The sequence below is a fragment of the Paraburkholderia phytofirmans OLGA172 genome, from assembly GCF_001634365.1.
GTDB lineage: Bacteria > Pseudomonadota > Gammaproteobacteria > Burkholderiales > Burkholderiaceae > Paraburkholderia.
Window position 1 is genome coordinate 2,545,725 of record NZ_CP014578.1, and the last position, 24,663, is coordinate 2,570,387.

Genomic DNA, 24,663 nt, shown 5'->3' on the forward strand with positions numbered 1-24,663 from the left:
CCCTGCTGAGCGCGCCAGCCACAGATGGTTCGGCGTCGTGACACGCTGTCGCGACATCTGTCGGGTCTGCGCCTGCGGCCATGTTACGGATGCTCGGGAACGCCGCGTCATTTGTTACGTAATGCCAGAGCCCGCGCTTGAACGTAGCCAATGCGCGAACGCACCCCCTCGGATCTGCCAGGTCCCGCACGGAAGGGCCAAACGGCACGCCGCACATAGTCGCGCAGTTTTCACGCGTCGCGAACGCGCGGTTCGAACTCGCGCCCGGTCTCACGTCGCCTGCATTGGCACACGATTTGCTCGAACTCTGGCCAGCCTTTTGTTACTGCATGAGGGACACCCAATGCCAGCACGCGCCGAGGCCGCATCAGCCCCTGACCGCACCTATCTCGCCCGACAGCCGCTGCTCGATCGGGAGGGCAATCTTTGCGGATACGAATTGCTCGTGCGCGAAGACGCCTCCAACTACGCGGCCATCGACGACTTGCGAGCCGCCACGGCGAGAGTCATCAAACGCGTTATCGGCGAAATCGGGATAGAAAGCGTGCTGGGCAAGCACGTGGGATACTTGAACGTGAGTCGCGAGATATTGTTGAGCGATTCGTTCGACGTTGTTGCGCCCGACCGTTTCATGCTGGAGCTGCCGCCGGATCTGCACGTCGACGAAACGTTGCTGCAGCGGCTCGCCGAGTTGCGCGCCAAGCGTTATCGGTTCGTGCTGGACGCAATCACGCGGCCGGATGAGACCTTCGCGCTGCTTCTGCCTTTCGCGGAGGCGATCAAGATTGATGTCAGCCGGTGCCACCCGGAAACGCAAACGGTCCTCGTGCGTGCATTGAAGGCAAGAGGAAAGACACTGATTGCCCTGAAAGTGGAAACGATGGCCGCATTTGAAGCAACGCGCAAGTGCGGATTCGACCTGTTTCAGGGGTACTTCTTTGCCCACCCCGAGATCCTGACGACGCGCCGCGTCCATACACCACGTCATTCATTGCTTCGGCTGTTGCGGTTGATCGAACTGGACCCATCCCTGACCGAGATTGAAGCGGAATTGAAGCGGGTCCCGGCGCTCACCACGCACGTGATGCGCATGGCCAACCTGCAGGCGTGCCGGCACGGTCCCACATCATCGACAACGCTGCGCGACGCCATCAGTGCGATCGGCACGAGCCGTCTGGGACGCTGGGCTCAATTACTACTCTACGCGGACGACAGCATCGCCTCGCTCGAGCACAATCCGCTCGCTCAGCTCGCCTTGACGCGGGCCCGTTTCATGGAACTGGCCGTTGACCGAATGCCAGATGTCGACGCTGACGACGCCGAATGCGCATTTCTCACCGGCGTGCTTTCCCTGGTAGAGGCGGCCTCGGGGGACTCCCTCGATCACACGATCCGGGACTTTCCCGTGTCGGACACGGTTCGCGCGGCCCTATTGCGTCGCGAGGGCGTGCTCGGAACGCTCTTGAGTGCCATCGAAGCGCTGGAGCTCGGCAATTGGGACCGGTTCGATTGCATCGCCGAGCAGATCGCGTCCCCGACCACCCCTAACCTGGCTGAGCTAGCCGCGCAGGCGGCGGTGTGGGCCGGGTCGGCGGACCAAAGCCTTTCCGAGCTCGAGCGGCCGCATCACGGCATGCCGCGCTCGACAGCGGCATCGGCAGGCGTCAGTGGACGGTTGTAGCCAAGCCCGAGCAATGGGCGATCACGGCACTTCGCCACGCAAGGGCGTTAGGGGGTATCGATGTCATGCAGCCGTCGTGCTGCACCAAGGGCCGCAAGGCGTGAGGATTCGGGAGAAGCCATGGCGACAAGCACGTGCAACCAGCACGAACAGTTCGCGTTAGCGCAGAAAGCGTTCAGCGAGTATTTCGCAACCATCGTCAAACCGCGGCTCGGCAGGTTGGATGCCGAACTGAACTGGATGGACTTTTCCCAGACGGCGAAGCTGATTCGGGACACCGGCATCCGCAGCCAGTACCGAGCGAGAGCAATACGGTTGTTAGAAGCAAGCATCTCCTGCAGCGCGCCGAACGCGCAACCGATGGCGAGGTCCACATACAATACGGCCTTCCGGGCGGCCACGACGTTTTTGGTGTTCGTGCTTGCGTACCGGCTCGGGCCCGGGGTCCTTCCGGCGCTGCTTGCTGCCGCCATTTGGTATGGGTACGTCGCGGGAGAATATAGGGATGGTCAGGAAGCCGCCGACAAGCATGACAAACAGGCGCGGGAATGGGCAGAGAAAATCGCCGCGTGGGAGGCGGACTTGTTAACGCTCAAGGCCCTCGAGTGACACTTGAATCGTTCCTGTAATCGCCGCAGGGAGCGGCCCCTGCACCCTCAAGGCGTTTCGACCGCGCATCAATCTGTCGCATATCCGTTAAGGCGGTCGTTAAGAATGGATAGGCCCTACGCTTGCGGATCATCGGGCGCCGGATGAACCCGATTCCGGCCCTGCGCCTTTGCCAGATACAGCGCTTCATCCGCCCGCTTCAGCCACGCGTTCACCATCATGCCGTCGCGCGGCCACTCGGCCACGCCCGCAGAAACAGTAAGCACTCCGCTGGGACTTCCCATGTGCGGCAGCGCCATTGCCGCGACCGTCTCGCGAAAATTCTCCGCCGCCTGACAGCCATCGCGCAACGATTGCGCCGGCAGGATAACGAGAAATTCCTCGCCGCCGAAACGGTAGCCGCGCCCGCCCGGGCGCATGTTCTGGTGCAACACACCGGCCACAGCTTTGAGCACCGCGTCACCGGCGAAATGCCCGCAATGGTCGTTGTACGCTTTGAAATAATCGACGTCGAGCATGATGGCGCAGAACCCGTGCGGCCCGCTGGGAGCCCATGCCGGAAACAGGCTGAGATCCTCGCGGAGCCTGAGGCGGTTATACAGTTCCGTCAGCGGGTCGGTGCGCGCCAGCTCGAACAGCCGCGCATTGAAATGCTCCAGCTCCCTCTGCTGGGTGGCGAGTTGCCTGTGCAGCGCGGTAATCCTGTGCGCCACCAGAAGACGTATGGCCAACTGGTCGGGGTCGAGTGGTTTGGCGAGATAATCGTCCGCGCCGGCCTGCATTCCGTCGAGGATATTGACTTTGCTGCCCGACGACGTAATGAAGATGAAGTAAACATATTTTTCCAGCCGGGTGGAGGCGCGGATCCGCCGGCAAAGTTCCAGCCCATCCATGCCTGGCATTTCCCGGTCGCTGATGACGACATCGACATCGTTGTCCTGGAATAGTCGCCACGCCTCTTCACCGGCGCTGGCGGACACGAACTCATGCTTCAGCCGCCGCATCTGGATTTCCAGGATCAAGCGCGAGGAAGCGTCGTCTTCGGCAATCAGGACGCGCATGGCGGGAGCGGTTCAGTGTTGAGTTGCGCGAGAGCCTCGCAAATTCCGGCGAATTCGGCTTCGGCATCATCCAGGCGTACGGGCACGGCCTCAAGCTCGGCGGTGCGAGCCGCGGTCTCGATCTCGTCGCACAGGCTCGCCAGACGCCGCAGGCCGAGATTCCCCGCGCTGCCCTTGATCGCATGCGCCAACCTGGCGACCCCGTCGGCGTCGGCCGCTTCCAGCGTCGGGCCAAGCTCCGAGAGGCGCCGCTGCGTGTCTTGAATGAACAGGCGGGCAATGTCCCTCATGCCCGCGCCCGTACCGTCGTCAAGCCGGTGCAGCTGCTCGCGCAGTTCCTGTCCGACGGCGGACAGGCCAGTGTGCGGCGCGTCCGCCCCCCGGCCGTTCTGGCCATAGCGGGCCATGGCGTCGAACAGCCGCTGCCAGTCGATCGGTTTCGTGATCGTCGTGGTCATGCCGGCGGCCTGGTAGCGCAGCAGGTCTTCCGGCAAAACGTTGGCCGTCAGTGCCAGAATGGGCACCCTGCCGCGCGGCGCCGGCAGGGTGCGAATGCGCCGCGTCGCCTCCATCCCGTCCATGACCGGCATGTTCACATCCATCAGGATCAGGTCGAAATCCTCGTCCGTGGCCGCCGCCAGCGCCTGCTCGCCCGTTTCCACCGCCACCAGCTGATAGCCCTGCGTGCGCAGCATTCTTGTGACCAGCATCCTGTTGGTCTCCACATCCTCTGCCAGGAGCACGCGTTGCGGGCTGCGTTTCATCATGCCCAATTTTTCCGACTCCTCCAACCCGGTGGGTTTGCCCAGTGTCATTGGCACCTCGAACCAGAACCGGCTGCCCACACCCGAGAGACTTTCCACACCTATCGTTCCGCCCAGTGCCTCAACGAGACGCTTACAGATGGCAAGGCCAAGGCCGCTGCCGCCGTAGCGGCGCGTCGTCGAGGTATCGGCCTGACTGAAGGCGTCGAACAGGTGAGCCTGCTTTTCCACCGGGATGCCGATTCCCGTATCGCGCACTTCGAACCGGCATATTCCACGCTCTGCGCCTGTGGGCTGCCAAACGCCGGTAACGGTCACGACCCCTTGCGAGGTAAACTTGATCGCGTTGGCGATGAGATTGGTGAGAATCTGACGCAGCTTGGTCGGATCCCCCTTCAGCGGCGGCACGTTGTCCAGCTCGAAGTGCAGCGCCAGATGCCGCTCCGTGGCCAGGGGCGCCATCTGCGAGCGCACAGGCTCGATCATCCGCGGTAGCTCGAAGTCGATCGTCTCGACCTCCATCTTGCCGGCGTCAAGACGGGAGAAGTCGAGGATGTCGTTGATAACGGAGAGGAGATAGCGGCCGGAGGATTGGATCTGTTTCACATAGGTCCGGTGCTGCGGGGACAGGTCGTCCTGGTACAAGAGATCCGCGACCCCCAGCACGCTGGTCAGCGGCGTGCGGATCTCATGGCTCATGACAGCCAGGAAATCGGACTTGGCCTGCGCGGCTCTTTGCACATCGCGCTGCCGCTCCCGCAGCTGCACGTTCATGCGCTGGCGCTGCTCCAGAATCGCGCCCACGGGCAGCGCGATTAGCAGAATGTAGGCGATGAAAATCTGGATACCCTGAATTTCCTTGATGGTGTCGGTCCCCGCGGAGACCGCTATGGGTCCGTGGCCCGCCATCGTAGCCAGGATCGTCGCAATGGCCAGCGCCGCGGATGCGGTGGTGGCGCCGAGCAGCCCGCCACCAAATGTTGCCAGAAGGAGAAACGGCACGGACAGGTCCATCCCGGTGACGTGGTAGCGGAAATCGAGATAGCCCAGTGCGCCCACGGCCAGCGCGATGGTCAGGACCTGCAGGATGGCCTGCCACGACTTGCGCTCCTCCTGCCACAACCGTTTGTCGGTCCAGGCCAGCAGCAGCGGAGTAACCGTGATCAGCCCGCAGGTGACGGATAGGTACCAGGTGAGCCAGGTGGCGACGAATGGCGCGCCGAAGCTCAGGGCCACCAGCAGCGCGCCGCCCGTCGAACTGATGAGCGGCACCAGCGTGCAGATCGCCGCGAGTTTTGCCATGGCCCACATGCTTTCGCTCAACGCTGACGCGCCGGTGAGTTGCACCAGGAAGGCGACCGATGATATTTCGAAGGCGTCACACAGAATGATCCCGAAGGCGATGACCGGCGTCCCGGTAATGGCGAGGGCGAGATAGTCAGCGCAGGCCGCCAGCGCCAACAGAACCGGCCAGGTTCGGCGTGGGTTGCGCAGCAGGGCCGCTACCGCGAAGGCGTTGGACGCCCAGATCGGCGTATCGGTGCCAAAAAAGGAAATGGAAATGAACGCGGCCAGGAAATAGGCCGTAGGCAACACGAATATCAGCCAGACCGGCGGCATTGCCGCCACCGACGCCTTCGACCAGCGCGGTAAGGTTTCAGTCTTCATGTCGTATCGAGGCCCAGGCTGACCGCATCGTGTTCATACTTTATGATCAATAAATTTGAGTCAATGTCAAGGCTGGGGTGCAATACGTGTCGCCGTCAACCGCGCGTTATGGGACATGCGGTAGACGGTGAAGCGCTTCCCTGCTTGGACACGCCTGCGGGCCGGAACAAGCGGGCCGGCCGGTACATGCAGTTCGGTACGACACTCGCCGCACCGCTTACCGGCGTTCCTTCTGCCTTACGAGTTGTTCCGCTCGCAGGGGTCTCTGATAGAGATAACCCTGACCGAGCGACACGCCTACGGCTCGCAACGCCTGATGCTGCTCCTCGGTTTCCACACCTTCGGCGATGACCTGCAAGCCGAAATGATGCGCAACGGACACGACGGCCTTGATCAGCCCGGCGCCACCTGTATCGGCCTGACTCACAAACTGACGATCGATCTTCACGTAGTCGAAAGGAAACCGGCTGAGGAGATCAAGGTTGCTATGGTGCGTCCCGAAGTCATCGATAGCGAATCTGACACCGCCTGCCTTGAGTGCCCTGAAGGCAGCCATGGTATGGGCGCTTTCGTTCAGAAGGAACCGTTCAGTCAGCTCCAGGACCAGACTGATGCCTCCCGGCAGCGTTCTGCTCACGGCCAACACCTCCGCTGCAAAACCCTTTCTCTCCAGGTCCCCTGGTGCGATATTGACCGCTACGCGCAACGGCAGCGTTGGCGCGTGACGGCTCATCTCCGCCACTGCGGTGCGCAGCACGAATCCCGTCACCACGGCAAGAAGCGAACTGGTCTCGACCTCAGCCATGAAAAAGGACGGACCGATAGGCCCCTTCTTCGGATGATCCCAGCGTAACAGAGCCTCCACGCCGACCGTGTACCGACTGGCGACGTCGACGATGGGCTGATAAACGACGTGAAACTCGTGTTGCCGTAACCCGCGGCGAACCGCGTTCAGGAGCAGACGGTCTGGAGCAAACGCGAGCAGATACAGGGTGATGATGAGCATGTCCAGCAGGACGCCCGCAGCGCCAGAATATAGCCGGTACTGCCAGCGCAGCTGGGAAGCGAATTCGGGCGACGAGGACAACGTGATGGAAAACGGCCACGCGCCAGAAGTTACATTTGTCGTGTAAGACGGCGCGGATTTCGGGACCGGCACGAACCCGTCGTTGTCCGTCAGAAGCCCGACGCCAGCTAGCGACAGGGCGACATGCTGTGCACTGAATCTCACTCCGTGCGCGAGCGCATCCGCAATATAGGTGCCCGCGATCAGGTATAGGATGCCGGTGCCCTGGCCGGTCGCATCGAACATCGTGAGGACCGGATCGCCTGGATGGAACGGGGTCTGCGGCAGCAGGTTGATACTGGTGCCCGTCGCGGTCGACCTGACATAGACCGACAGCGGAACGTCGATCTGTCCCAGGCCGGAGGAACAATAAACCCGCCCGTCGACCACAAGATTCAGACCACGAACGTACCGCACATATGTCTGCAACTGCGCCAGGGGACGTCGGACATCGCCACACGGTCGTCCCACGAGAGCTACCAGTTCGGTCCGCCGGCGCGCCCTGACGTCGTTCAATATACGGTCGACGGACGCGACCAGATCGTTGCCGATCAGCCGCTCATGGGCCGCCAGCGCGCGAGTCGCACCGTACTCCCCGAACAGAACCGCGGCTACCAGGACAAGAGCGCTGCCGCCGGTTGCGACGAGTAGCGACAGACGCGGCCCGATCCCGCTCCATATCGGCACCGGGCCGCTGGCCCCAGCGGGCAGCGAGAGGCTGGCAGATTTCGAGATCTCTGACATGGCAACCCAAAGTGAGGGGGAACTGCCCGCATCCGGAACGGATATCGATGGTCGTCGGCGCACGATTATCGTAAGACAAATTTACCGAAACCGCGACCCTGATGAATATACGGACCCGTTACGTGGCCAATGGGATCGGCCCGCGGGGCGAAGACCGTTGGCGGCGCAACAAGCACAAGCTCAGACGACGAAGTGACGGGGGCTATCCACTCCAGCATGATTATCAGAACCGGAACGAAGTCACCCATCTCATCCAGGTCTTCCTGGACCTCGGGATCCTTGTCAACGCGGCCGCGCGTTCACCAGATTGGTGACGTTGGCCGCGCCGATACCGGTGGCAAAGTTCCAACCCGCACCGGTGCCGTAGGCCTTCGAATAGCTTGGAAATAGGGTGACTTCGAATCGTGGAGCTGGTCGATGAAGCGAACGAGTGCGGCTTCCCTCTCGGCCGGACGCTTCAGGAGGAGCTGCATGCGCTCAAGAATGAGCGTGTCTTCGACGCGTTCGCGATCACCCCCAGCGCTCACCTCGGGGCGGGTCTTGCCGGCCAGTTCGACGGTTTGGCGCTCGTCAATGACCTGGGTGACCAGTTGCCGGGCGGTTTGCGCCATTGATTCGGATGCCGTACCGCCCAAGGCGACGAGCATCAGAAGAAAGACAGGGACGCCTGATCTGAATCTCGGGAACATGTAGTTTCTCCCTACGCGTCCTCGCAGCATCGGCCACCAGCCTTGTGCATCCGAAACTGAGCAACTAGCCGTATTCGGAGCTTTTTTCGAGACTGCACTTCAATCATCTGGCCGAGGCTAATTCCGTCGGCCTTCTGGGTGCATACACTGCTTACGGACAACATCAAGCAGTGCGGAATGACCAGTCGCTGCAATGGCCGTTCACTTTCACTCGGACCTTGCTCCATCGGGAAGAGGAAGAAAGCCCGTGCACCTATCCGGGAACCGGGGCACTTGCCGCTATTTCACCGCGCACCAGGGTGCCCCATCCTAATGCGGTCTTTGCTCAGCGAGCAATATGTGCGATAGAAATTTTTTTGATAATTTCAGCATGGTGATTCCCTGTTTCGTCATATTGCTCGATACAGGAGCGGGAAAGCGTTTGGATCGCTCCGCCGTATTCAAGAGAATGCGTAATAGATTGGGCGATTTCCGGGAACTGGGCTCGATCGTATGCATCCCCAAGTTCCTCGTCACGGCCGTGGGCAAGATGTCGCTCGACGATTTCTTTGGCATACCCAAGGCGCTCTCGAATAAGGGCACGACCAGTTGCACGAAAGCCGTGACCAGCCATTTCGTCTTTTAATTGGCGACAGGCAATAAAAAACCCGCAGAGCCATTAGCCATGCGGGTTTCAGCGGATTGCTCCGGACATCTATGGACGCTTATGGACGTCCTCACGAAACGGAAATGGTGGGTGCTGAGAGGCTCGAACTCCCGACCTACGCCTTGTAAGGGCGCCGCTCTACCAACTGAGCTAAGCACCCGTTTCGCGATTCACCGTGCTCCTGCATTTGCTGCCCGATTTATCGACTTGCACCCTAACTCATGCAATTGCGCATCACCTGGAGCAAGTCACACAGAATTCGCCGCACTTCTTTCTAACGAATCCGCAGCTCCTCAAGCAGCAAGCCCATTAGTTTAGCGCATCCTTCAGAGCTTTGCCAGGCCTAAATTTAGGAATCTTCGCTGCCTTGATCTTGATGGCAGCGCCGGTGCGCGGATTGCGTCCTGTACGCGCAGTACGCTTGCCCACGGCAAACGTACCGAAACCGACCAAAGTCACCGAACCGCCTTGCTTCAACGCACCTTTGACCCCACCGATCACCGCATCCAGTGCACGGCCTGCAGCGGCCTTCGAAATATCGGCTTGCTGCGCAATGTGATCGATCAATTCCGTTTTATTCATTCCAACCCCCGAGAATGTTTATGGCAATCGTGACGGTGCTCTACAGCACCTGGTATCACGCGGCTGGCGGCCAACGCCAAGCCGACTCATTAGAATTGGCCGAAACCCTTGTGTCAAGCGGGGTTGAGCCTGATTCGAGCGGCTCTGGATGACGCTGCTTATAACCCGATCTTGCCGCAAATCGATGCGCGCACAACCAGTCTGCGGCTGAGAGCGCTCTTTGCTCAAAAGGTGGGATTGCGTGCGTTTCAGACGTGTCTTTCTATATCTCGCCGGCAATAAAAAACCCGCGACCGTGATCGCGGGTTCTTTGCAGCAAACAGCTTTCGCCGCTGGCTAACTTAGTGCTTCACGACTTCCGTCGCACCGGCTTCCTTGCCTGGCTCAGCCGCTGCGACAGGCGCAGCCGGCTTCGGCTCTTCTTCCGGCAATGCCTGAGGCACACGCTCCAGCGCCAACTCGAGCACCTTGTCGATCCACCGGACCGGCACGATTTCGATTGCGTTCTTCACGTTGTCCGGAATTTCCGTCAAGTCCTTGACGTTTTCTTCCGGAATCAGCACCAGCTTGATACCGCCGCGATGCGCTGCCAGCAGTTTTTCCTTCAGGCCGCCGATCGGCAGGACTTCGCCACGCAAGGTGATTTCGCCCGTCATCGCGACATCGGCACGAACCGGAATACCGGTCAACACCGACACCAGCGCGGTTGTCATCGCGATACCGGCCGACGGACCGTCTTTCGGCGTCGCGCCTTCCGGCACGTGGATGTGAATGTCCTGCTTCTCGAACGCTTCGTCCTTGACGCCCAGACGGCGCGAACGCGAGCGGACCACCGAGCGCGCAGCTTCGACGGATTCCTTCATCACGTCGCCGAGCGAACCCGTGCGGATCACATTGCCCTTACCCGGCATCACCGCGGCTTCGATGGTCAGCAGATCGCCGCCCACTTCTGTCCACGCAAGACCCGTGACCTGGCCAACCTGATTTTCCTTCGCGGCCAGACCGAAGTCGTACTTGCGCACGCCGAGGAACGTGTCGATATTGCTGCCGTCGACCGTCACCGCGCCTGCCGCCTTCTTCAGCAGAAGCATCTTCACGACCTTGCGACAGATCTTCGAAATTTCACGCTCGAGCGAACGGACGCCCGCTTCACGCGTGTAGTAACGAATGATGTCGCGGATCGCGGTTTCCGTCACATCGACCTCGCCATCCTTGAGGCCGTTGTTCTTCTTCTGCTTGGGCAAAAGATAACGTTGCGCGATGCTGACCTTCTCGTCTTCCGTGTAACCCGACAGACGGATCACTTCCATCCGGTCGAGCAGCGGCGGCGGTATGTTCAGCGAGTTCGACGTCGCCACGAACATCACGTCCGACAGATCGAAGTCGACTTCGACGTAGTGATCGGCGAACGTATGGTTCTGTTCCGGATCGAGCACTTCCAGCAGAGCCGAGGACGGATCGCCGCGGAAATCCTGGCCCATCTTGTCGACTTCGTCGAGCAGGAAGAGCGGATTGCGCACGCCGACCTTGGTCAGGCTTTGCAGGATCTTGCCGGGCATCGAACCGATGTACGTACGACGGTGACCGCGAATCTCGGCTTCGTCGCGCACGCCGCCGAGCGCCATACGCACGAACTTGCGGTTCGTAGCGCGAGCGATCGACTGACCCAGCGACGTCTTACCAACACCCGGAGGCCCAACGAGACACAGGATCGGCGCTTTCACCTTGTCGACACGTTGCTGGACCGCGAGATACTCGAGAATGCGTTCCTTCACTTTCTCGAGACCGAAGTGGTCTTCGTCGAGCACGCGTTCCGCATTCGAGAGGTCGTTGTTGACCTTGCTCTTCTTGCGCCACGGCAAGCCGATCAGCGTATCGATGTAGTTGCGCACGACCGTTGCTTCAGCCGACATCGGTGACATCAGCTTGAGTTTCTTCAGCTCGGCGTCGGCCTTCTTCTTCGCTTCCTTCGGCATGCGGGCAGCCGTGATGCGCTTCTCGAGTTCCTCGAGATCCGCACCTTCTTCGCCTTCGCCCAGTTCCTTCTGGATCGCCTTGACCTGTTCGTTCAGGTAGTACTCGCGCTGACTCTTCTCCATCTGGCGTTTCACACGCCCACGGATGCGCTTTTCGACCTGCAGGATGTCGATCTCGGCTTCGAGTTGCGCGAGCAGATGCTCGAGGCGCTCGATCACCGGGAACATTTCGAGGATGTGCTGCTTCTGGTCGAGCTTGAGCGGCAGATGCGCCGCGATCGTATCGGCCAGACGCCCTGCCTCGTCGATGCCCGACAGCGACGTCAGGATCTCCGGCGGGATCTTCTTGTTCAGTTTCACATACTGGTCGAACTGCGACACGATCGCGCGGCGCAGCGCTTCAGTTTCAGCGCTGTCGGCGTGGTCGGGTTCGAGCGGCATGACTTCGCACGAAAACTGCGTTTCCTGTTCTTCGATGGAAAGCGTTTTTGCGCGCTGCAAGCCTTCAACGAGCACCTTAACGGTGCCGTCGGGCAGCTTCAGCATTTGCAGGATGTTGGCAACACACCCTACTTCGTACATGTCCTTTTCGGTCGGCTCATCTTTCGCAGCCGTTTTCTGGGCGACGAGCATGATGTGCTTGCCGCCTTCCATCGCTGCTTCGAGAGCCTTGATCGACTTCGGGCGGCCTACGAAGAGCGGAATCACCATGTGCGGGAAGACGACTACGTCACGCAGCGGGAGCAGCGGGAGCGTAATGCGTTCCGGCGGAAGGAGTTGGGTTCCTGACATTTCATTTCCCCATGAGTGGAATCAGTTCGTTCGATAGGTGAGGCCAGCAGAAAAGATTGCAAGCCTCCGCGTGTGGGAAAAGTTCAGTGACTCCGAAGGTTCAGTGACTCCATAGTGAAAACAACCATCCTGACCACACGATAAACGAAAAAAGCCGTTCACGTCGCCATGAACGGCTTTTTTTGCAGAACCCGAAAGCCGATCAGTTCGAACCCGCCACTTTTGGCGCGTCTTCGTAGATCAGTAACGGTTTGCCGTCGCCGTCAATTACGTTGTCGTCGATGATGACCTTGCTAACGCCTTTCATTTGCGGCAAGTCGTACATGACATCAAGCAGCGCCTGTTCCAGGATCGAACGCAGACCCCGGGCGCCTGTCTTGCGACGAATCGCCTTACGCGCAACAGCCTGCAGCGCAGCCGGGCGAATTTCGAGTTCGACGCGTTCCATGTTGAACAGCTTGTGGTATTGCTTCACCAAGGCATTCTTCGGTTCGACGAGGATCTTCATCAGCGCCGTTTCGTCGAGCTTGCCGAGCGTCGCCACCACCGGCAGACGACCGATCAGTTCCGGAATCAGGCCGAACTTGATCAGATCTTCCGGCTCCACTTCGCGCAGCACTTCGCCGGCGTCGCGGTCCTGCTTGCTCTTCACGCTCGCGCCGAAGCCGATACCGGTCTTCTCGGTACGGTCGACAATGACCTTCTCGAGACCGTCGAATGCGCCACCGCAAATGAACAGAATATTGGTGGTGTCGACCTGGATAAAGTCCTGATTCGGATGCTTACGGCCACCCTGCGGCGGCACCGACGCCATCGTGCCTTCAACCAGTTTCAGCAAAGCCTGTTGCACGCCTTCGCCCGACACATCGCGGGTGATCGACGGGTTGTCGGACTTGCGGCTGATCTTGTCGATTTCGTCGATGTAGACAATGCCGCGCTGGGCCTTGTCGACTTCGTAATTGCAGTTCTGCAGCAGCTTCTGGATGATGTTCTCGACGTCTTCGCCGACGTAGCCGGCTTCCGTCAGCGTCGTTGCATCCGCAATGACGAACGGGACGTTCAGAAGACGCGCGAGCGTCTGCGCGAGCAAGGTCTTGCCGGAACCGGTCGGGCCGATCAGCAGGATGTTGCTCTTGGACAGTTCGATCTCGTCTTTCTTGTCGAGATGCTTGAGGCGCTTGTAGTGGTTGTACACCGCAACCGCAAGAATCTTCTTCGCGCGCTCCTGACCGATCACGTACTGGTCGAGGATTTCACGGATTTCCTGCGGACTCGGCAGATCGGACTTGGACAAGCCCGCCTCAATGCCCGCGCCTGCAGCTTCATCGCGAATGATTTCGTTGCACAGGTCGATACATTCATCACAGATGAACACCGACGGGCCTGCAATCAGCTTTTTGACTTCATGCTGGCTCTTGCCGCAGAACGAGCAATACAACAGCTTTTCGCTGTTAGAACCTTTCTTGTCCGCCATAGATGTGTGAGCCTCCGGACACTCGATTACATGATACGCCGTTTGCCCCGGCCTCGCAGTTTGGGCGCGGCAGGGCTTGAGCCAAGGTGACGGCGTTTGCCGCAGGCGCTCGGACGAGTCTTGATTATTTCACAACCGGTCCGATGACGGCCTCGTCCCGTTTTGGGGCAAGACCGCACCGGCGATTCAAGGACACTTCAAGGACGCTTGTGCGCCACTTGATCAACCAGACCGTAAGCTTGCGCGTCATCGCCAGACATGAAATTGTCCCGGTCGGTGTCACGGGCGATACGCTCGACAGGTTGGCCAGTGTGATGCGCGAGCAGATGATTCAGCCTTTCCTTCAGGTACAGGATTTCGCGCGCCTGGATTTCAATGTCCGACGCCTGACCGCGCGCGCCGCCCAGCGGCTGGTGAATCATCACGCGCGAATTCGGCAGCGCAAAACGCTTGCCCTTTGCGCCGGCCGCCAGCAGGAACGCGCCCATGCTGGCCGCGAGGCCCATGCACAGCGTCGACACGTCCGGCTTGATGAACTGCATCGTGTCGTAGATTGCCATCCCAGCCGAGACCGAACCGCCCGGGCTGTTGATGTAGAAGCTGATGTCCTTGTCCGGATTTTCGCTTTCAAGGAACAACATTTGCGCGACGACGAGGTTGGCCGTCTGGTCGTTCACTTCGCCGACCAGGAACACGATGCGTTCCTTCAGCAGACGTGAATAGATGTCATACGAGCGCTCGCCGCGGCCGCTCGTTTCCACGACGATCGGCACCAGTCCGAGCGCCTGCGCTTCGAGATCCCGCGACGACTGGGAGGTCAACGTGTCCAGCATTTGGGCGCGAAAGGTCATGCAATGGATCCTTGTCTGGAGATATTCTAAATATTAGATGCTAGACAGGTGTAGTCGACGAGCCCGTATTCAAGTGCGCGATCAGCACAAACGCGGTGTGCGGCGCTGGGCGAAACACGCCGTGCAAAACGCAACGTACTTTCACAGCACAAAAAAACGGCGTGCGAGCCGTCGCTCCGACAGCCGGCACGCCGTTGCAGCGACACTTATGCTTGCGCCGTTGCGCTTGCCAGTTCTTCGAAGCTTACTTCCTTGTCCGTCACCTTGGCCTTGCTGAGGACGAAATCGACGACGTTGGCTTCAACGACGTACGCTTCCATTTCGGCAAGACGTTGCTGATTGGAATAATACCAGCGGACGACTTCCTTCGGGTCTTCGTAGCTTTTCGCGAATTCGTCGACTTCGGCACGAATCTGCTCCGGCTTGGCTTGCAGCTCGTTAGCCTTGACCAGCTCGGCCAGCACGAGGCCCAGCTTCACGCGACGCTCAGCCTGTTCCTTGAACATTTCAGCCGGGATCGGTGCGTCGGCAGCGTTCGGCACGCCACGTTGCTCGAGGTCCTGACGCGCCATGCCGACCAGACGCTCCTGATCCTGTTCGATCAGCGCATTCGGCACGTCGAGTTCCGAAATCTTCAGGAGCGCGTCCATGACCTGGTTCTTGACGATAGCTTGCGTGCGGCGCTTCGCTTCGCGTTCGAGATTGTCTTTGATCTCAGCGCGCATCTTGACCAGATCGCCGTCTTCGATACCGAGCGATTTCGCGAACTCGGCGTCGATTTCCGGCAGGTGCGGCCACTCGATCTTCTTCATCGTGATCGTGAATTGCGCGGTCTTGCCCGCGACATCCTTGCCGTGATAGTCAGCCGGGAAAGCCAGGTCGAATTCCTTCGACTCGCCGCCCTTCAGGCCGAGCGCCGCCTTTTCGAATTCCGGCAGCATGCGGCCTTCGCCCAGCACGAATGCGAAGTCTTCTGCGCTGCCGCCCTGGAACACTTCACCGTCGATCTTGCCGACGAAGTCGACCGTCACGCGGTCGCCGTCTTTAGCCGCCGTGTCCGCGCCGCCGTCGCCGTGTTCGCCAGAGTCGCCGCGAGCGTGGAAGTGCACGCGCTGCTTGCGCAGGATGTCCAGCGTGCGGTCGATTTCCGCTTCGCTGATGGTGGTCGTGGTGCGTTCGATTTCAGCCGTGGCGACGTCGCCCAGCTTCACTTCCGGATACACCTCGAAGGTCGCGTCGAACGCGTAGTCGCCTTCAGCAACGTCGGCCTTCGGCGCGAAGCTCGGCTGGCCGGCAACGCGCAGGTTTTCGGCGCGGCTGATGTCGAAAAACTCCTTGCCGACCTTGTCGCTCAGGACTTCGGCTTCCACCTGGCCCGAATACTGTTGGGTGACCATCTTGAGCGGCACCTTGCCCGGGCGGAAACCCGGCATGCGCACGTTCTTCGCGAGTTGGCGGATACGCGAGTCCACTTCCTTCTGCACGGCGTCCTTCGGCAGGGAAATCGTGACGCGGCGTTCGAGCTTGCCGAGGTTTTCAACAACGTTAGCCATGGCTTCAATCGTCCTAAAATTATTCGAGCGAATCAGTTATCTTCTACGTGCCGCTTTTCGATGTCGCTTCGCATCGCGCGTCTGATCGATTCAGCGCCTGCGCCGCGGCCTTGCAGGCCACCGGCAGCACGGTTTGGGTCTAAAGAGCCGAATATTTTAGCAAACTATTTGCGCGCCTAGCCGCAATACTGTTAACAAAGTCGAATTTGTGTTAACTTTCAAGCGCCTGCAACGACAAGAAGAGCTTGAAGATGGCAAGAACGGAAGCAACGCTGCCCGGTGGTGCGAGGCTCGCGGACTATCTGGCGGTGGGGTATCTGGCGCTGAACTGCTCGCTGGGCGAGGTCAAGGAGGCGCTCGTGAAATGCGGCGTGCATACGCGGCTACGCCGCGATATGCCGCGGGAAGTGCTGGTGTATTTCGTGATGGCGATGTGCCTGTATCCGCGCGTGGCCTATGAGGAAGTGTTTCGGCTGGTGATCGAGGGGCTGCGGCGCATCTACGGCGACCAGGTACGCGATGTGCAGGTCAGCAAGGCGGCGATCTCGCAGGGGCGCGCACGCCTGGGCTGGCAGGTGATGCGCGAGCTGTTCGCCCGGCAGGCAGCGCAACGCCCACGAACTGCAGGCGACGACTATGCGGGCTACCGGGTCATGAGCGTGGACGGCTCGACGCTGGATGTGCCTGATGAGAAGGTCAATGCGGAGGCGTTCGGTTATGCGCAGGGCGGACGCGGTGAGGCCGCGTATCCGCAGATTCGCTTTGTAGCGCTGGCCGAATGTGCAACGCACGCGCTGTGTGAGGTCCAGATGGGCGGGGTATGCGATGACAGCGAACAGGCGCTCACACGCCAGCTGTTTCCGGCATTCTCGGACGACATGCTGGTGCTGGCCGATCGCCTGTTCTATGGCTATGACATGTGGCGCGACGCGGTGGCCACCGGAGCGAAGCTACTGTGGCGCGTGAAGTCGAATTTGCGGCTGCCGTGCGAAGTGCCGCTGGCAGACGGTTCGTACCTGAGCACCGTCTATGCCAGCGACACCGACCGGCGACACCAGCGCAACGGCATGCGGGTGCGGGTCATCGAGTATCGCCTGGAAGGCGTGCCTGATGCCGAGCCGCAGTATCGCCTGATCACCAATCTGCTGGACGCAGCGGTAGCGCCTGCCATAGAACTCGCGGCGCTGTACCACCGGCGCTGGAAAATAGAAGAGATGTTTGACGAGATCAAGACACATCTGTGCGATGGCAAGAAGGTGCTGCGCAGCAAGACGCCTGATCTGGTCCGTCAGGAGTTCTATGCGTTAATGCTTACCCACGCGGCGATCCGTCGCCTGATGTACGAGGCGGCACAGGACAGCGGACAGCGACCCGAAGACTTATCGTTCGTTCATGCCGTGCGCGTGCTGAACCGACGCCTGCCCGAGGCGGCGGCCGTTCCCCCCTGAGCAGTGGCAAAGTTGGAGGCTCAGCTTGCTGCGGGAAATCGCCAGCGGGCGCGCGGTGCAAAGCCGCGGCAAGCGCAATCCCCGCGGCGTGAAGCGAAAGATGTCGAATTTCCGGATCCGGCGACGATGGGAGCCGTTGAATCAGCGAATAGCGCCCAAAGTGGTTATCAAGTGAACAGTATTGCGCCTAGCCGGGATTCGATGATTGCGCGCGTTTTTATCGGGGTTCAAGCCGCTTTCCGCACTGTTTTTCACCTCTTTGCGGCTCGCTTGGCGGCTGCCTGGTGGCCCTGCCTTGCGCCCACTCCCTGCCAGTTTCCAGCCTGCTTGCGGCGGTGCTTGTGGCAGTTTAGCGGCCCCTTTCACCGGTGCCGAATCCGCCAGAAGGACCTGCGTGGCCGACAATGCCGCGCTTGCCGCTCGCGTTTCCACTCATGATTCCCACACGCCTTCCGGCGGACAATCCCGGCTATGCCATTCGACATATTCAGTCGGTGCGCCCATGCTGATAAGCTAGTGGACGCGCTCGGGGCTGCGCCTCTATCTGTTTATGCCACCCGCCCTCGCAACGACTCCAACCATTCAGAGACACCATGCCGAACCTGCCGTCCTCGCCTGTCGTCGTCATTGCTCCCGATTCCTTCAAAGGTTCGCTCAGCGCGGAACAGGTCGCGCAGGCGATTGCGTCCGGCATCCAGCGCGCCCGGCTGGACGCCACTGTGCGCATCTGCCCGATGGCCGATGGCGGCGAAGGCACGCTCGACGCCATGCTCACAAGCGGCGGCGAACGCCGCACGCTGAGCGTGCGCGGCGCGGCCGGTCCAGTGCGCGAGGCACTCACCGGCCTGCTTGCGGATGGCAGCGCGATCATCGAAACAGCGGAAATCGTCGGCATTACCGATCCGGTCGGCATGGGCGTGCCGGTCGAGGCGCGCAGCACCCGCGGTATGGGCGAAGCGATTCGCGCACTGCTCGACGCGGGCGTGCGGCGCTTTTTCGTCGCGCTCGGCGGCAGCAGCACGAACGACGGCGGCGCCGGCTTGCTGGCCGGTCTCGGCCTGAAATTTTTCGACGCGGAAGGCAAGGAACTTGACGCCACGCCCGAACAACTCGCTCGCGTCGCGCGCCTCGACGTCTCGCAACTGGACGCCCGTCTCGCGGACACGCAGTTCGTCGGCATGTCGGATGTGGACAACCCGCTGACCGGCGAGCACGGCGCGACCGCTGTGTTCGGACCGCAAAAGGGGGTGAAGCCGGAACAGGTTGCCCCCATCGACGCCGCCCTCACCCGCTTCGCCGATCTGCTCGAGGCGGCGCTGGGGCGCTCCGCACGCAACCAACCCGGCGCGGGTGCGGCCGGCGGTCTCGGCTTCGCGCTGCACATGCTGGACGCGCAGTTCGAGCCGGGGGCGGAAACCGTCGCACGGCAGATCGGCCTGGACGCGGCGCTTGGAGGCGCGAACTGGCTGATCACCGGCGAAGGCCGCTCGGACGTGCAAACGCTGCACGGCAAAGCGCCGTTCATCGCTTGCCGTCATGCGCAGGCAGCGGGCGTGCCGGCCACGCTGCTCTCCGGTGCGGTCGACTCCGCGGCGCTACCGCGCCTTGCCGAATACTTCAGTGGCTGCTTCTCGCCGGCCCCCGGGCCGATCACCCTCGATGTTGCAATTCGCGACGCGGCGCGTCTTTTGGCCGACGCAGCCGAACAGTTGACGCGCCTGAAATACGGCGCGCGTTGACCGGCAGGACGGTTGCGGCAACAATCACAGCGCCGCGACCGCGCCACTCATCACGGGAAGAGCATGAAGGCCTCCGCCAAAACCGGACTCGAACAGTTCTTGACGTACCGTCTGCATGTCCTGAACAAACTCGCGGAGCGTGGCATCGGCGTGCGCTATCAGGACAAATTGGGCGTGACATTGCCTGAAGCACGGGTGATTGCGTCGGTGGGCTCGTTCGGACCGTTTTCGATCATGGAACTGGCGCGGCACGCCAACCTCGACAAGAGTCAGGCGAGCCGTGCGGCCGAGGCGTTGATCAAGCAAGGACTCGTGAAACGCGAGCCGAGCGCTGAAGACGGCCGCGTCGTGCTGGTGTCGCTGACCCCTGAAGGCCGCGCGCTCTATCGCAAGGTGATGCCGATCGCGCGTAAGTGGAACGGGGATATGTTCGACTGCCTCGACGAGCAGGAGAAGCTCGCGTTCGGCCAGGCGCTCGACAAGATCATCAATTCGATGTCGGAGCGCGAGGAGTAAGTAACGACGCGCCAGCGCCAGGTGCCCGCGCAGTGCAATCCCTCGGCGCGTCCCAATCTTCCGGCTCTGTGCAATCCCCCACGTCGGAATACGCCCGCGCCGAAGTCAGCGCTTTCCGGTGTTTTGACCATCAGCGCCAGCCGCGCCTGCATCGTTAGCTGTAGCGCTTGCTGCACCTGACCCGCTGGGCGCACCACCTGCCGATCCGCCAGCGCCGCCCGCTCCTGCGCCGCCATCGGCCACTCCTCCAGCCACACCGCCAGCCTGGGCTCCGGCCTGCACCTGAGCGCCACGCGCAAGCCGCCAGGCGATCGCACCGAGCAAGCCGACAGCCAGCAACAACGCCGCCCACAACATATAGCGCCGCATTGCATCGTGGTCTTTGCCCGGCGACTGCGCATCGCCCTCCAGCCCAACGGGCAACGCCTCGCCCAGCCGCGCCGTGACGGCGACCGACGAAGCGCCCATCAGCAGATCCGCCCGGCTCACCGCTGACGACACCGCGGCCGCACTCCCCACCGCCAGCGTGAATGGCGCGGCCCCGCGCGCGACGAAAGTGAGTGTCGCCGGACGCCAGCCCGCTGCGACAGTCAACGTGCCGCTTCCCAAACCGCCATTGCGCGTATCGACCACCACGCGCCACTGACGATCGGTGTCGAGCGCCATTTCAAGCGATGGATTGCTTTGCTCCACCGTGCCGTTGTGCAACCGGAAGAGCATCGCGCTCGATACTTCTCTCCAGGCCGACTCCAGTCCCGCACGCGAGTAGACGACAGCGGGCGCCACAGTATTCGGCTGCGGCAGATTCAGGCGCAAACGATCGATGGGATAAGGGCCGCCGGTCTCGAAGAAATACTCGCCGGCTTTCGGACCCGCGTGGGCGACGATGCCTTCGCGCCATTCCCGCTGGGTATCCGCGCGCTGCGCATTGTCGGCGCTGGCCGCCTGCACCTGAGCGTCGATCGACTCGATGTACGGCTCGCCGTCGAGCCAGTGCAAACGCAGGTAACGTGCGCGCATGCCGTTGAACTCGATACGGTCCTGGCTCAGCGTGCTGCCGTTGTAGCTCACCTTGAGCAGTTGCGCCTCGCCGGCGGGTTGCCAGTTGCGCAAATCGTCACTCGATTCGACGCTGACTCGCCCCTGATAATTGTCGTCACGCACATGGACGACCAATGCGTCGATCTGAGCCTCCCCTCGCGTCTCGCGCGAGACGTCGATCAGGTCGGCGTCATGTTGCGCGCGGTCCGGTGGCGCTGACGTTGCACGCAGCGACCCGTCGGCGGCAATCGTCACGCCGAGTGGCGCGCCGCTACTGCTGCCGGAAGCGGCGGACGGCAACGGAAACCAGCGCACCGGACGCAAGGCGGCCGGTGCGCTGGAAGGCTCGCGCGGCGCCTCGAGCGAATACGGCACCGGTTCGCCGGCGCCATTGAACACGCGCACGTCGCCGAGATCCCCGCGCTGGCTGGCGGCGTAGACGGCAGCCGGAAGCGTCACGCTGTAATAGGCGGCGCCGCTCTCGAGTTCGAGCGCAAAGCGCTGCGCAAACCGATCGGCCGCTACGGCCGCCGTCGACACCCATATGGACGAGATCGCAAGACACCACCCCGTCACTATCAAGACACGCTTCATTGCTCAGTTTCCAGAACGGCCGCTTTAGGCGGCAACGGCGAGAAGTAGCCAATCAGGAGCAACATCAGGCCGATACCGATGAACGACACGACCCGCTCGATACCGGTCACGTGCGACAGGTCGAACAGGAATAGTTTGACGACGGTCGCCGCCAGCAGGCCGCCGCCGATGAACCAGAATATCCGGCTGGTTCGCCGAGTCGCCCAGATCATCACAGCCAACGCGCAGACCGTCCAGAACACCGATACCGAAGCCTGCACCAGCATCGAGTGTGACATTTCGTCGAGCTGGTACGGCACGCCGATCCAATGATGCAGCGTGCGCAGCAGCAACGCGTTGAACCACAGGAACAAGGTCGCGAGCACCGCGTAGTCGAAAGCCCGCGGACGCCCGTGCACGCCCAGTGCGCGCAGGCGCCGCAGCCACACGGCGCAGGCGATAAACGCAAGGATCTGCGCCACATCCAGCGGATTCGCGATCGGCAGCCAGAAAAGGGGCGCGGCGCTGCCGTCGCTCGTCACGCTCGCGATGCTCCACATCCAGAGCAAGGCGGCGAGCGGCGCCGTGGCCCACACCTGATAGGCCTCTACGAAGCGCGCGACCGGCCAGCGCAAACGATGCCCGACGCCCGCCACCAATAGCAGCAGAATGCCGACGCCATAAGCCCACGCGCTCCAGCTCCATGCACCTTCCGGCACGTAGGCGCGCAAGCCCCAATAGCCTTCGAGCGCGACGAGCGCGCCGGCCGTCCAGAACATCAGCGCATGCAGGGGCGCGAGCACACGATCGCCGACGTCGCACTGCTGACGCCAAAGCAGCAGGTAGGTGGACGCTGCGACGACCGCGCAAGCCAGCCAACCGTAACCGCTGACCGGGACCATGCTCAGCATGAACAGACTCAAGGTCAGCAGAGCGAGGACCGGCACGAGCGCCAGTGCCGGCAGTTCGGCGAGCGGCCAACGCAGCTCGCGGCGCGCGCCGTGCGCGAGCCATGCTGTTAGAACGGCGAACAGCGCGACGACGGCCGTTTCGAAACGATCATGGCCATACGCAAGATGCGCCTGCACGTAGGCGTGGATCTCGTGGAGACCGCCCGAGATCCACCACGACAGCCCCCACACGCTGGCGACGAGGCCAATCTGCGGCATCCATACGTGCCACGCGCCCGCTTCGCTGCGCCCATGCAACCGCCATCCCGTGAAGATGCCCGCGATCGCGATCAGCACGGTCGCGATATACGCGCCGTTCAGGACCGGCCACGCATGTGCGCCATCGATCTGCGCGAGCATGCCGACAACATACGCGCCCGCCGCGGCCAGTTGCATCAGCAAGCCGAAGCCAAACGCGATCAGGCGCCGCTGACGCACAGCGAGCCAGGTGATCGCGGCGCCTTCAATTGCCCAGGCCGCGCTCGTGGTCGGTCCGGTGAAAGCGAGCGGCACAGCGAGCGTAGCGAAGATCACGGCCAGCGCGAGCATGGCCTCGAACATCATGCCAAGGCGCGCGTGCCGCCGCGCCAGCCAGCCCGCGATCGCGAGGTAGAACGCTGCCAGCGCCACCGCGCTCCACGCCAGACCGAACTCGGTGCCCTTCATCAGCGCCGCTTGCAGACCGATCGCGACGAGCGGCGTGCCGAACACCAGCGTGCCGTCGACGTAATGCTTGAGCGCGACCTCGCGGCGCACCGCGTAGAGCAACGCGATGCCGACATACATCAGGAAGAACAGAATCAGGAACGGCTCGGTGCTGGCAAGCAACTCAGGCCGGTAAGCCGTTACGCCCCACACAGCGCCGATCGAAAACGTGAACACAAAGCCAAGCAGATTCAGCGGCCGCCACGCCTTGAACCACGCGATCGCGAAAATGCCCGCGTTGAGCAGCGCGTAGTAGCTGAACAGCATCACGTGATTGCCGCCGCCCGTCGACAGGAGCACCGTCGCGAGGAAGCCGCCCGCGCTGCCCATGAAGGCCAGCGACGACGCGTTCTGCCGCACCGCCAGAAAGGCGCTCAAGCCGCAGATCGCGAGCATCAGCGGCAAGGCGGCGGCCGCCGGCAGCAAATGGTAGAGCCTGGTGGCGGCGAACACGGTCAGATAGAGCGCACCGACGCCGCCGCCCTGCAAGATCAGCCCGTACGCGCCGCGACGCTCGCCGATGCGCCACCCGAGCCCGATCAGGACGGTCGCGGCAAGCGCCACACCGGCGAGGCGGAATTCGATCGGCAGCAGGCTGTTGTCGGCGGCGTATTTGAGCAGGAACGCAATGCCGAAGAACAACACGACGACGCCGGCCCGCACGACCGTGTTGCCGCCGTATAGCCAGTCGCGTCCGCGTTTGAGGAGGCGCTCGGCGAGATCGGGACCGGCGCCGCGCGGCGGTACGGGCGGAGACGGTGGTGCGGACGGGGTCTGCGCTGGCAGCGGTTCGCTCGATGAAAGCGCACCGGGCGACGCGGACGGCCTGACCGCACTGGCGCTCACCGTCAGGTGTATGGCGGCCGGTTGCGCCGGCGTTGCCGCAGGCTCGCGCGGCGGCTTCTGCTCTGTCGCGGCTGGCATCGCGTAGGGATGCGGCACATCATCGGCCGGACGCAGTTTGAACGCTGCCGGCTCGCCATCCACGCTCCCGGTCGCCGATGCCCCCGTGACGCTGGCCCGCCATTCGCGAATCTCGCCGCGCAGAACGACGATCTCGCGCTCGAGTCGCTCGACGCGCGCGGCCAGTTCGCTGGATGGGCTGCGGATTGGACTCCCGCTATCGGTCGCCGCCGGTTTGGACGCGGGTTCGTTCGCGGCACCCAAGGACTTCTTTTGCAGCAGACGTGCGAGCGCAAAGCCGGCCACCCCGCCCATCAGCGCACCGTAGCCGATCGGGAAATCGTTCGACAAGGCGGCCAACACCCCGACGATCGCGCCGATCACGGCAAATATCACGTTCATCGCATCCCTCTTTTATTGTCTTCTGTTGCGAGATCCGTTTGTCGCACGTATTAATCCGCGAGTATTGCGTCAACGACGTTTAATAGAGTAACTGCGCTGAACACCTTCGTCACGCTTCGAGCACGGCGGAGCCGGCCAGGCCGCCGCGTTCACGGCAACCCGTCAACCATGTCAAAATTCGGGATCGGCCACCGGGCCTTCAGTCACCACCTCAGTCACCCACATTTCAC

General features: G+C 62.0%; 17 protein-coding genes and 1 tRNA gene. 6 read left to right on the top strand and 12 right to left on the bottom strand.

Features of this window, described 5'->3' with window-relative positions; genetic code table 11:
• The first annotated feature begins 592 nt into the window (after nt 1-592).
• Both AYM40_RS41370 and AYM40_RS11070 read left to right on the top strand, forming a co-directional pair.
• On the top strand, nt 593-1,681 hold the full coding sequence (locus AYM40_RS41370; RefSeq protein ID WP_158515274.1) for an EAL and HDOD domain-containing protein: 1,089 nt from the start codon (nt 593-595) through the stop codon (nt 1,679-1,681).
• Nucleotides 1,682-1,801: 120 nt separating this feature from the next.
• Nucleotides 1,802-2,290, top strand: coding sequence for a hypothetical protein (locus AYM40_RS11070; protein ID WP_063496271.1), 489 nt, complete (start codon nt 1,802-1,804; stop codon nt 2,288-2,290).
• A gap of 116 nt (nt 2,291-2,406) precedes the next feature.
• On the opposite strand, the gene AYM40_RS11075 is transcribed toward AYM40_RS11070, so the two are convergent.
• The 3 genes from AYM40_RS11075 to AYM40_RS11085 form a co-directional block, all read right to left on the bottom strand.
• On the bottom strand, nt 2,407-3,351 hold the full coding sequence (locus AYM40_RS11075) for a GGDEF domain-containing protein (RefSeq protein WP_063496272.1): 945 nt from the start codon (nt 3,349-3,351) through the stop codon (nt 2,407-2,409).
• A complete protein-coding gene (locus tag AYM40_RS11080) occupies nt 3,339-5,783 on the bottom strand; it encodes an ATP-binding protein (protein WP_063496273.1) in 2,445 nt (814 codons plus the stop codon). Before AYM40_RS11080 ends, AYM40_RS11075 begins: the two co-directional genes overlap by 13 nt.
• A 217-nt stretch (nt 5,784-6,000) precedes the next feature.
• Nucleotides 6,001-7,593, bottom strand: a complete 1,593-nt coding sequence (locus AYM40_RS11085; protein WP_082855051.1) for an EAL domain-containing protein — start codon at nt 7,591-7,593, stop codon at nt 6,001-6,003.
• A gap of 404 nt (nt 7,594-7,997) precedes the next feature.
• Here AYM40_RS11085 and AYM40_RS11095 point away from each other — a divergent pair, with 404 nt between their 5' ends.
• On the top strand, nt 7,998-8,207 hold the full coding sequence (locus tag AYM40_RS11095; RefSeq protein WP_063496275.1) for a hypothetical protein: 210 nt from the start codon (nt 7,998-8,000) through the stop codon (nt 8,205-8,207).
• 400 nt (nt 8,208-8,607) lie between these two features.
• Here AYM40_RS11095 and AYM40_RS40180 read toward each other — a convergent pair whose 3' ends face one another.
• The 7 genes from AYM40_RS40180 to tig form a co-directional block, all read right to left on the bottom strand.
• A complete protein-coding gene (locus tag AYM40_RS40180; RefSeq protein ID WP_148662159.1) occupies nt 8,608-8,895 on the bottom strand; it encodes a hypothetical protein in 288 nt (95 codons plus the stop codon).
• A gap of 117 nt (nt 8,896-9,012) precedes the next feature.
• Nucleotides 9,013-9,088: transfer RNA gene (locus tag AYM40_RS11105), tRNA-Val, on the bottom strand.
• A 149-nt stretch (nt 9,089-9,237) separates the two neighbouring features.
• Nucleotides 9,238-9,510: an HU family DNA-binding protein gene (locus tag AYM40_RS11110; RefSeq protein ID WP_063496277.1), complete on the bottom strand. Its 273-nt coding sequence runs from the start codon at nt 9,508-9,510 to the stop codon at nt 9,238-9,240.
• Between the two features lie 341 nt (nt 9,511-9,851).
• Nucleotides 9,852-12,278: an endopeptidase La gene (lon, locus tag AYM40_RS11115; protein ID WP_063496278.1), complete on the bottom strand. Its 2,427-nt coding sequence runs from the start codon at nt 12,276-12,278 to the stop codon at nt 9,852-9,854.
• 202 nt (nt 12,279-12,480) lie between these two features.
• A complete protein-coding gene (clpX, locus tag AYM40_RS11120; RefSeq protein WP_020065906.1) occupies nt 12,481-13,752 on the bottom strand; it encodes an ATP-dependent Clp protease ATP-binding subunit ClpX in 1,272 nt (423 codons plus the stop codon).
• Nucleotides 13,753-13,949: 197 nt separating this feature from the next.
• Nucleotides 13,950-14,603 (bottom strand): ATP-dependent Clp endopeptidase proteolytic subunit ClpP, encoded by a 654-nt coding sequence (gene clpP, locus AYM40_RS11125; protein WP_007182010.1) that lies wholly within the window; start codon nt 14,601-14,603, stop codon nt 13,950-13,952.
• A gap of 206 nt (nt 14,604-14,809) precedes the next feature.
• Nucleotides 14,810-16,156 (bottom strand): trigger factor, encoded by a 1,347-nt coding sequence (tig, locus tag AYM40_RS11130; protein WP_063496279.1) that lies wholly within the window; start codon nt 16,154-16,156, stop codon nt 14,810-14,812.
• 251 nt (nt 16,157-16,407) lie between these two features.
• Between tig and AYM40_RS11135 the strand changes: the two genes are divergently transcribed.
• The 3 genes from AYM40_RS11135 (at nt 16,408) to AYM40_RS11145 (ending at nt 19,859) form a co-directional block, all read left to right on the top strand.
• Nucleotides 16,408-17,604, top strand: a complete 1,197-nt coding sequence (locus AYM40_RS11135) for an IS4 family transposase (RefSeq protein WP_063494880.1) — start codon at nt 16,408-16,410, stop codon at nt 17,602-17,604.
• Between the two features lie 593 nt (nt 17,605-18,197).
• A complete protein-coding gene (locus AYM40_RS11140) occupies nt 18,198-19,343 on the top strand; it encodes a glycerate kinase (protein ID WP_063496280.1) in 1,146 nt (381 codons plus the stop codon).
• A 63-nt stretch (nt 19,344-19,406) separates the two neighbouring features.
• Nucleotides 19,407-19,859 carry a MarR family winged helix-turn-helix transcriptional regulator gene (locus AYM40_RS11145; protein WP_063496281.1) on the top strand — a complete coding sequence of 151 codons (453 nt, stop codon included), beginning with the start codon at nt 19,407-19,409 and terminating at the stop codon, nt 19,857-19,859.
• A 105-nt stretch (nt 19,860-19,964) separates the two neighbouring features.
• On the opposite strand, the gene AYM40_RS11150 is transcribed toward AYM40_RS11145, so the two are convergent.
• Together AYM40_RS11150 and AYM40_RS11155 are read right to left on the bottom strand one after the other, a co-directional pair.
• Nucleotides 19,965-21,494: a DUF3999 domain-containing protein gene (locus AYM40_RS11150; RefSeq protein WP_063496282.1), complete on the bottom strand. Its 1,530-nt coding sequence runs from the start codon at nt 21,492-21,494 to the stop codon at nt 19,965-19,967.
• Nucleotides 21,491-24,433, bottom strand: coding sequence for a DUF2339 domain-containing protein (locus AYM40_RS11155; RefSeq protein WP_063496283.1), 2,943 nt, complete (start codon nt 24,431-24,433; stop codon nt 21,491-21,493). Before AYM40_RS11155 ends, AYM40_RS11150 begins: the two co-directional genes overlap by 4 nt.
• Nucleotides 24,434-24,663: the final 230 nt, after the last annotated feature.

What these genes read in the sequence shown, in the direction of transcription:
- AYM40_RS11150 (WP_063496282.1), bottom strand. Translation starts at nt 21,494, where the DNA reads ATGAAGCGTGTCTTGATAGTGACGGGGTGGTGTCTTGCGATCTCGTCC.
- AYM40_RS11145 (WP_063496281.1), top strand. Translation starts at nt 19,407, where the DNA reads ATGAAGGCCTCCGCCAAAACCGGACTCGAACAGTTCTTGACGTACCGT.
- AYM40_RS11155 (WP_063496283.1), bottom strand. Translation starts at nt 24,433, where the DNA reads ATGAACGTGATATTTGCCGTGATCGGCGCGATCGTCGGGGTGTTGGCC.
- tig (WP_063496279.1), bottom strand. Translation starts at nt 16,156, where the DNA reads ATGGCTAACGTTGTTGAAAACCTCGGCAAGCTCGAACGCCGCGTCACG.
- AYM40_RS11140 (WP_063496280.1), top strand. Translation starts at nt 18,198, where the DNA reads ATGCCGAACCTGCCGTCCTCGCCTGTCGTCGTCATTGCTCCCGATTCC.
- AYM40_RS40180 (WP_148662159.1), bottom strand. Translation starts at nt 8,895, where the DNA reads ATGGCTGGTCACGGCTTTCGTGCAACTGGTCGTGCCCTTATTCGAGAG.
- clpP (WP_007182010.1), bottom strand. Translation starts at nt 14,603, where the DNA reads ATGACCTTTCGCGCCCAAATGCTGGACACGTTGACCTCCCAGTCGTCG.
- AYM40_RS11110 (WP_063496277.1), bottom strand. Translation starts at nt 9,510, where the DNA reads ATGAATAAAACGGAATTGATCGATCACATTGCGCAGCAAGCCGATATT.
- clpX (WP_020065906.1), bottom strand. Translation starts at nt 13,752, where the DNA reads ATGGCGGACAAGAAAGGTTCTAACAGCGAAAAGCTGTTGTATTGCTCG.
- AYM40_RS11135 (WP_063494880.1), top strand. Translation starts at nt 16,408, where the DNA reads ATGGCAAGAACGGAAGCAACGCTGCCCGGTGGTGCGAGGCTCGCGGAC.
- AYM40_RS11070 (WP_063496271.1), top strand. Translation starts at nt 1,802, where the DNA reads ATGGCGACAAGCACGTGCAACCAGCACGAACAGTTCGCGTTAGCGCAG.
- AYM40_RS11075 (WP_063496272.1), bottom strand. Translation starts at nt 3,351, where the DNA reads ATGCGCGTCCTGATTGCCGAAGACGACGCTTCCTCGCGCTTGATCCTG.
- lon (WP_063496278.1), bottom strand. Translation starts at nt 12,278, where the DNA reads ATGTCAGGAACCCAACTCCTTCCGCCGGAACGCATTACGCTCCCGCTG.
- AYM40_RS11085 (WP_082855051.1), bottom strand. Translation starts at nt 7,593, where the DNA reads ATGTCAGAGATCTCGAAATCTGCCAGCCTCTCGCTGCCCGCTGGGGCC.
- AYM40_RS11080 (WP_063496273.1), bottom strand. Translation starts at nt 5,783, where the DNA reads ATGAAGACTGAAACCTTACCGCGCTGGTCGAAGGCGTCGGTGGCGGCA.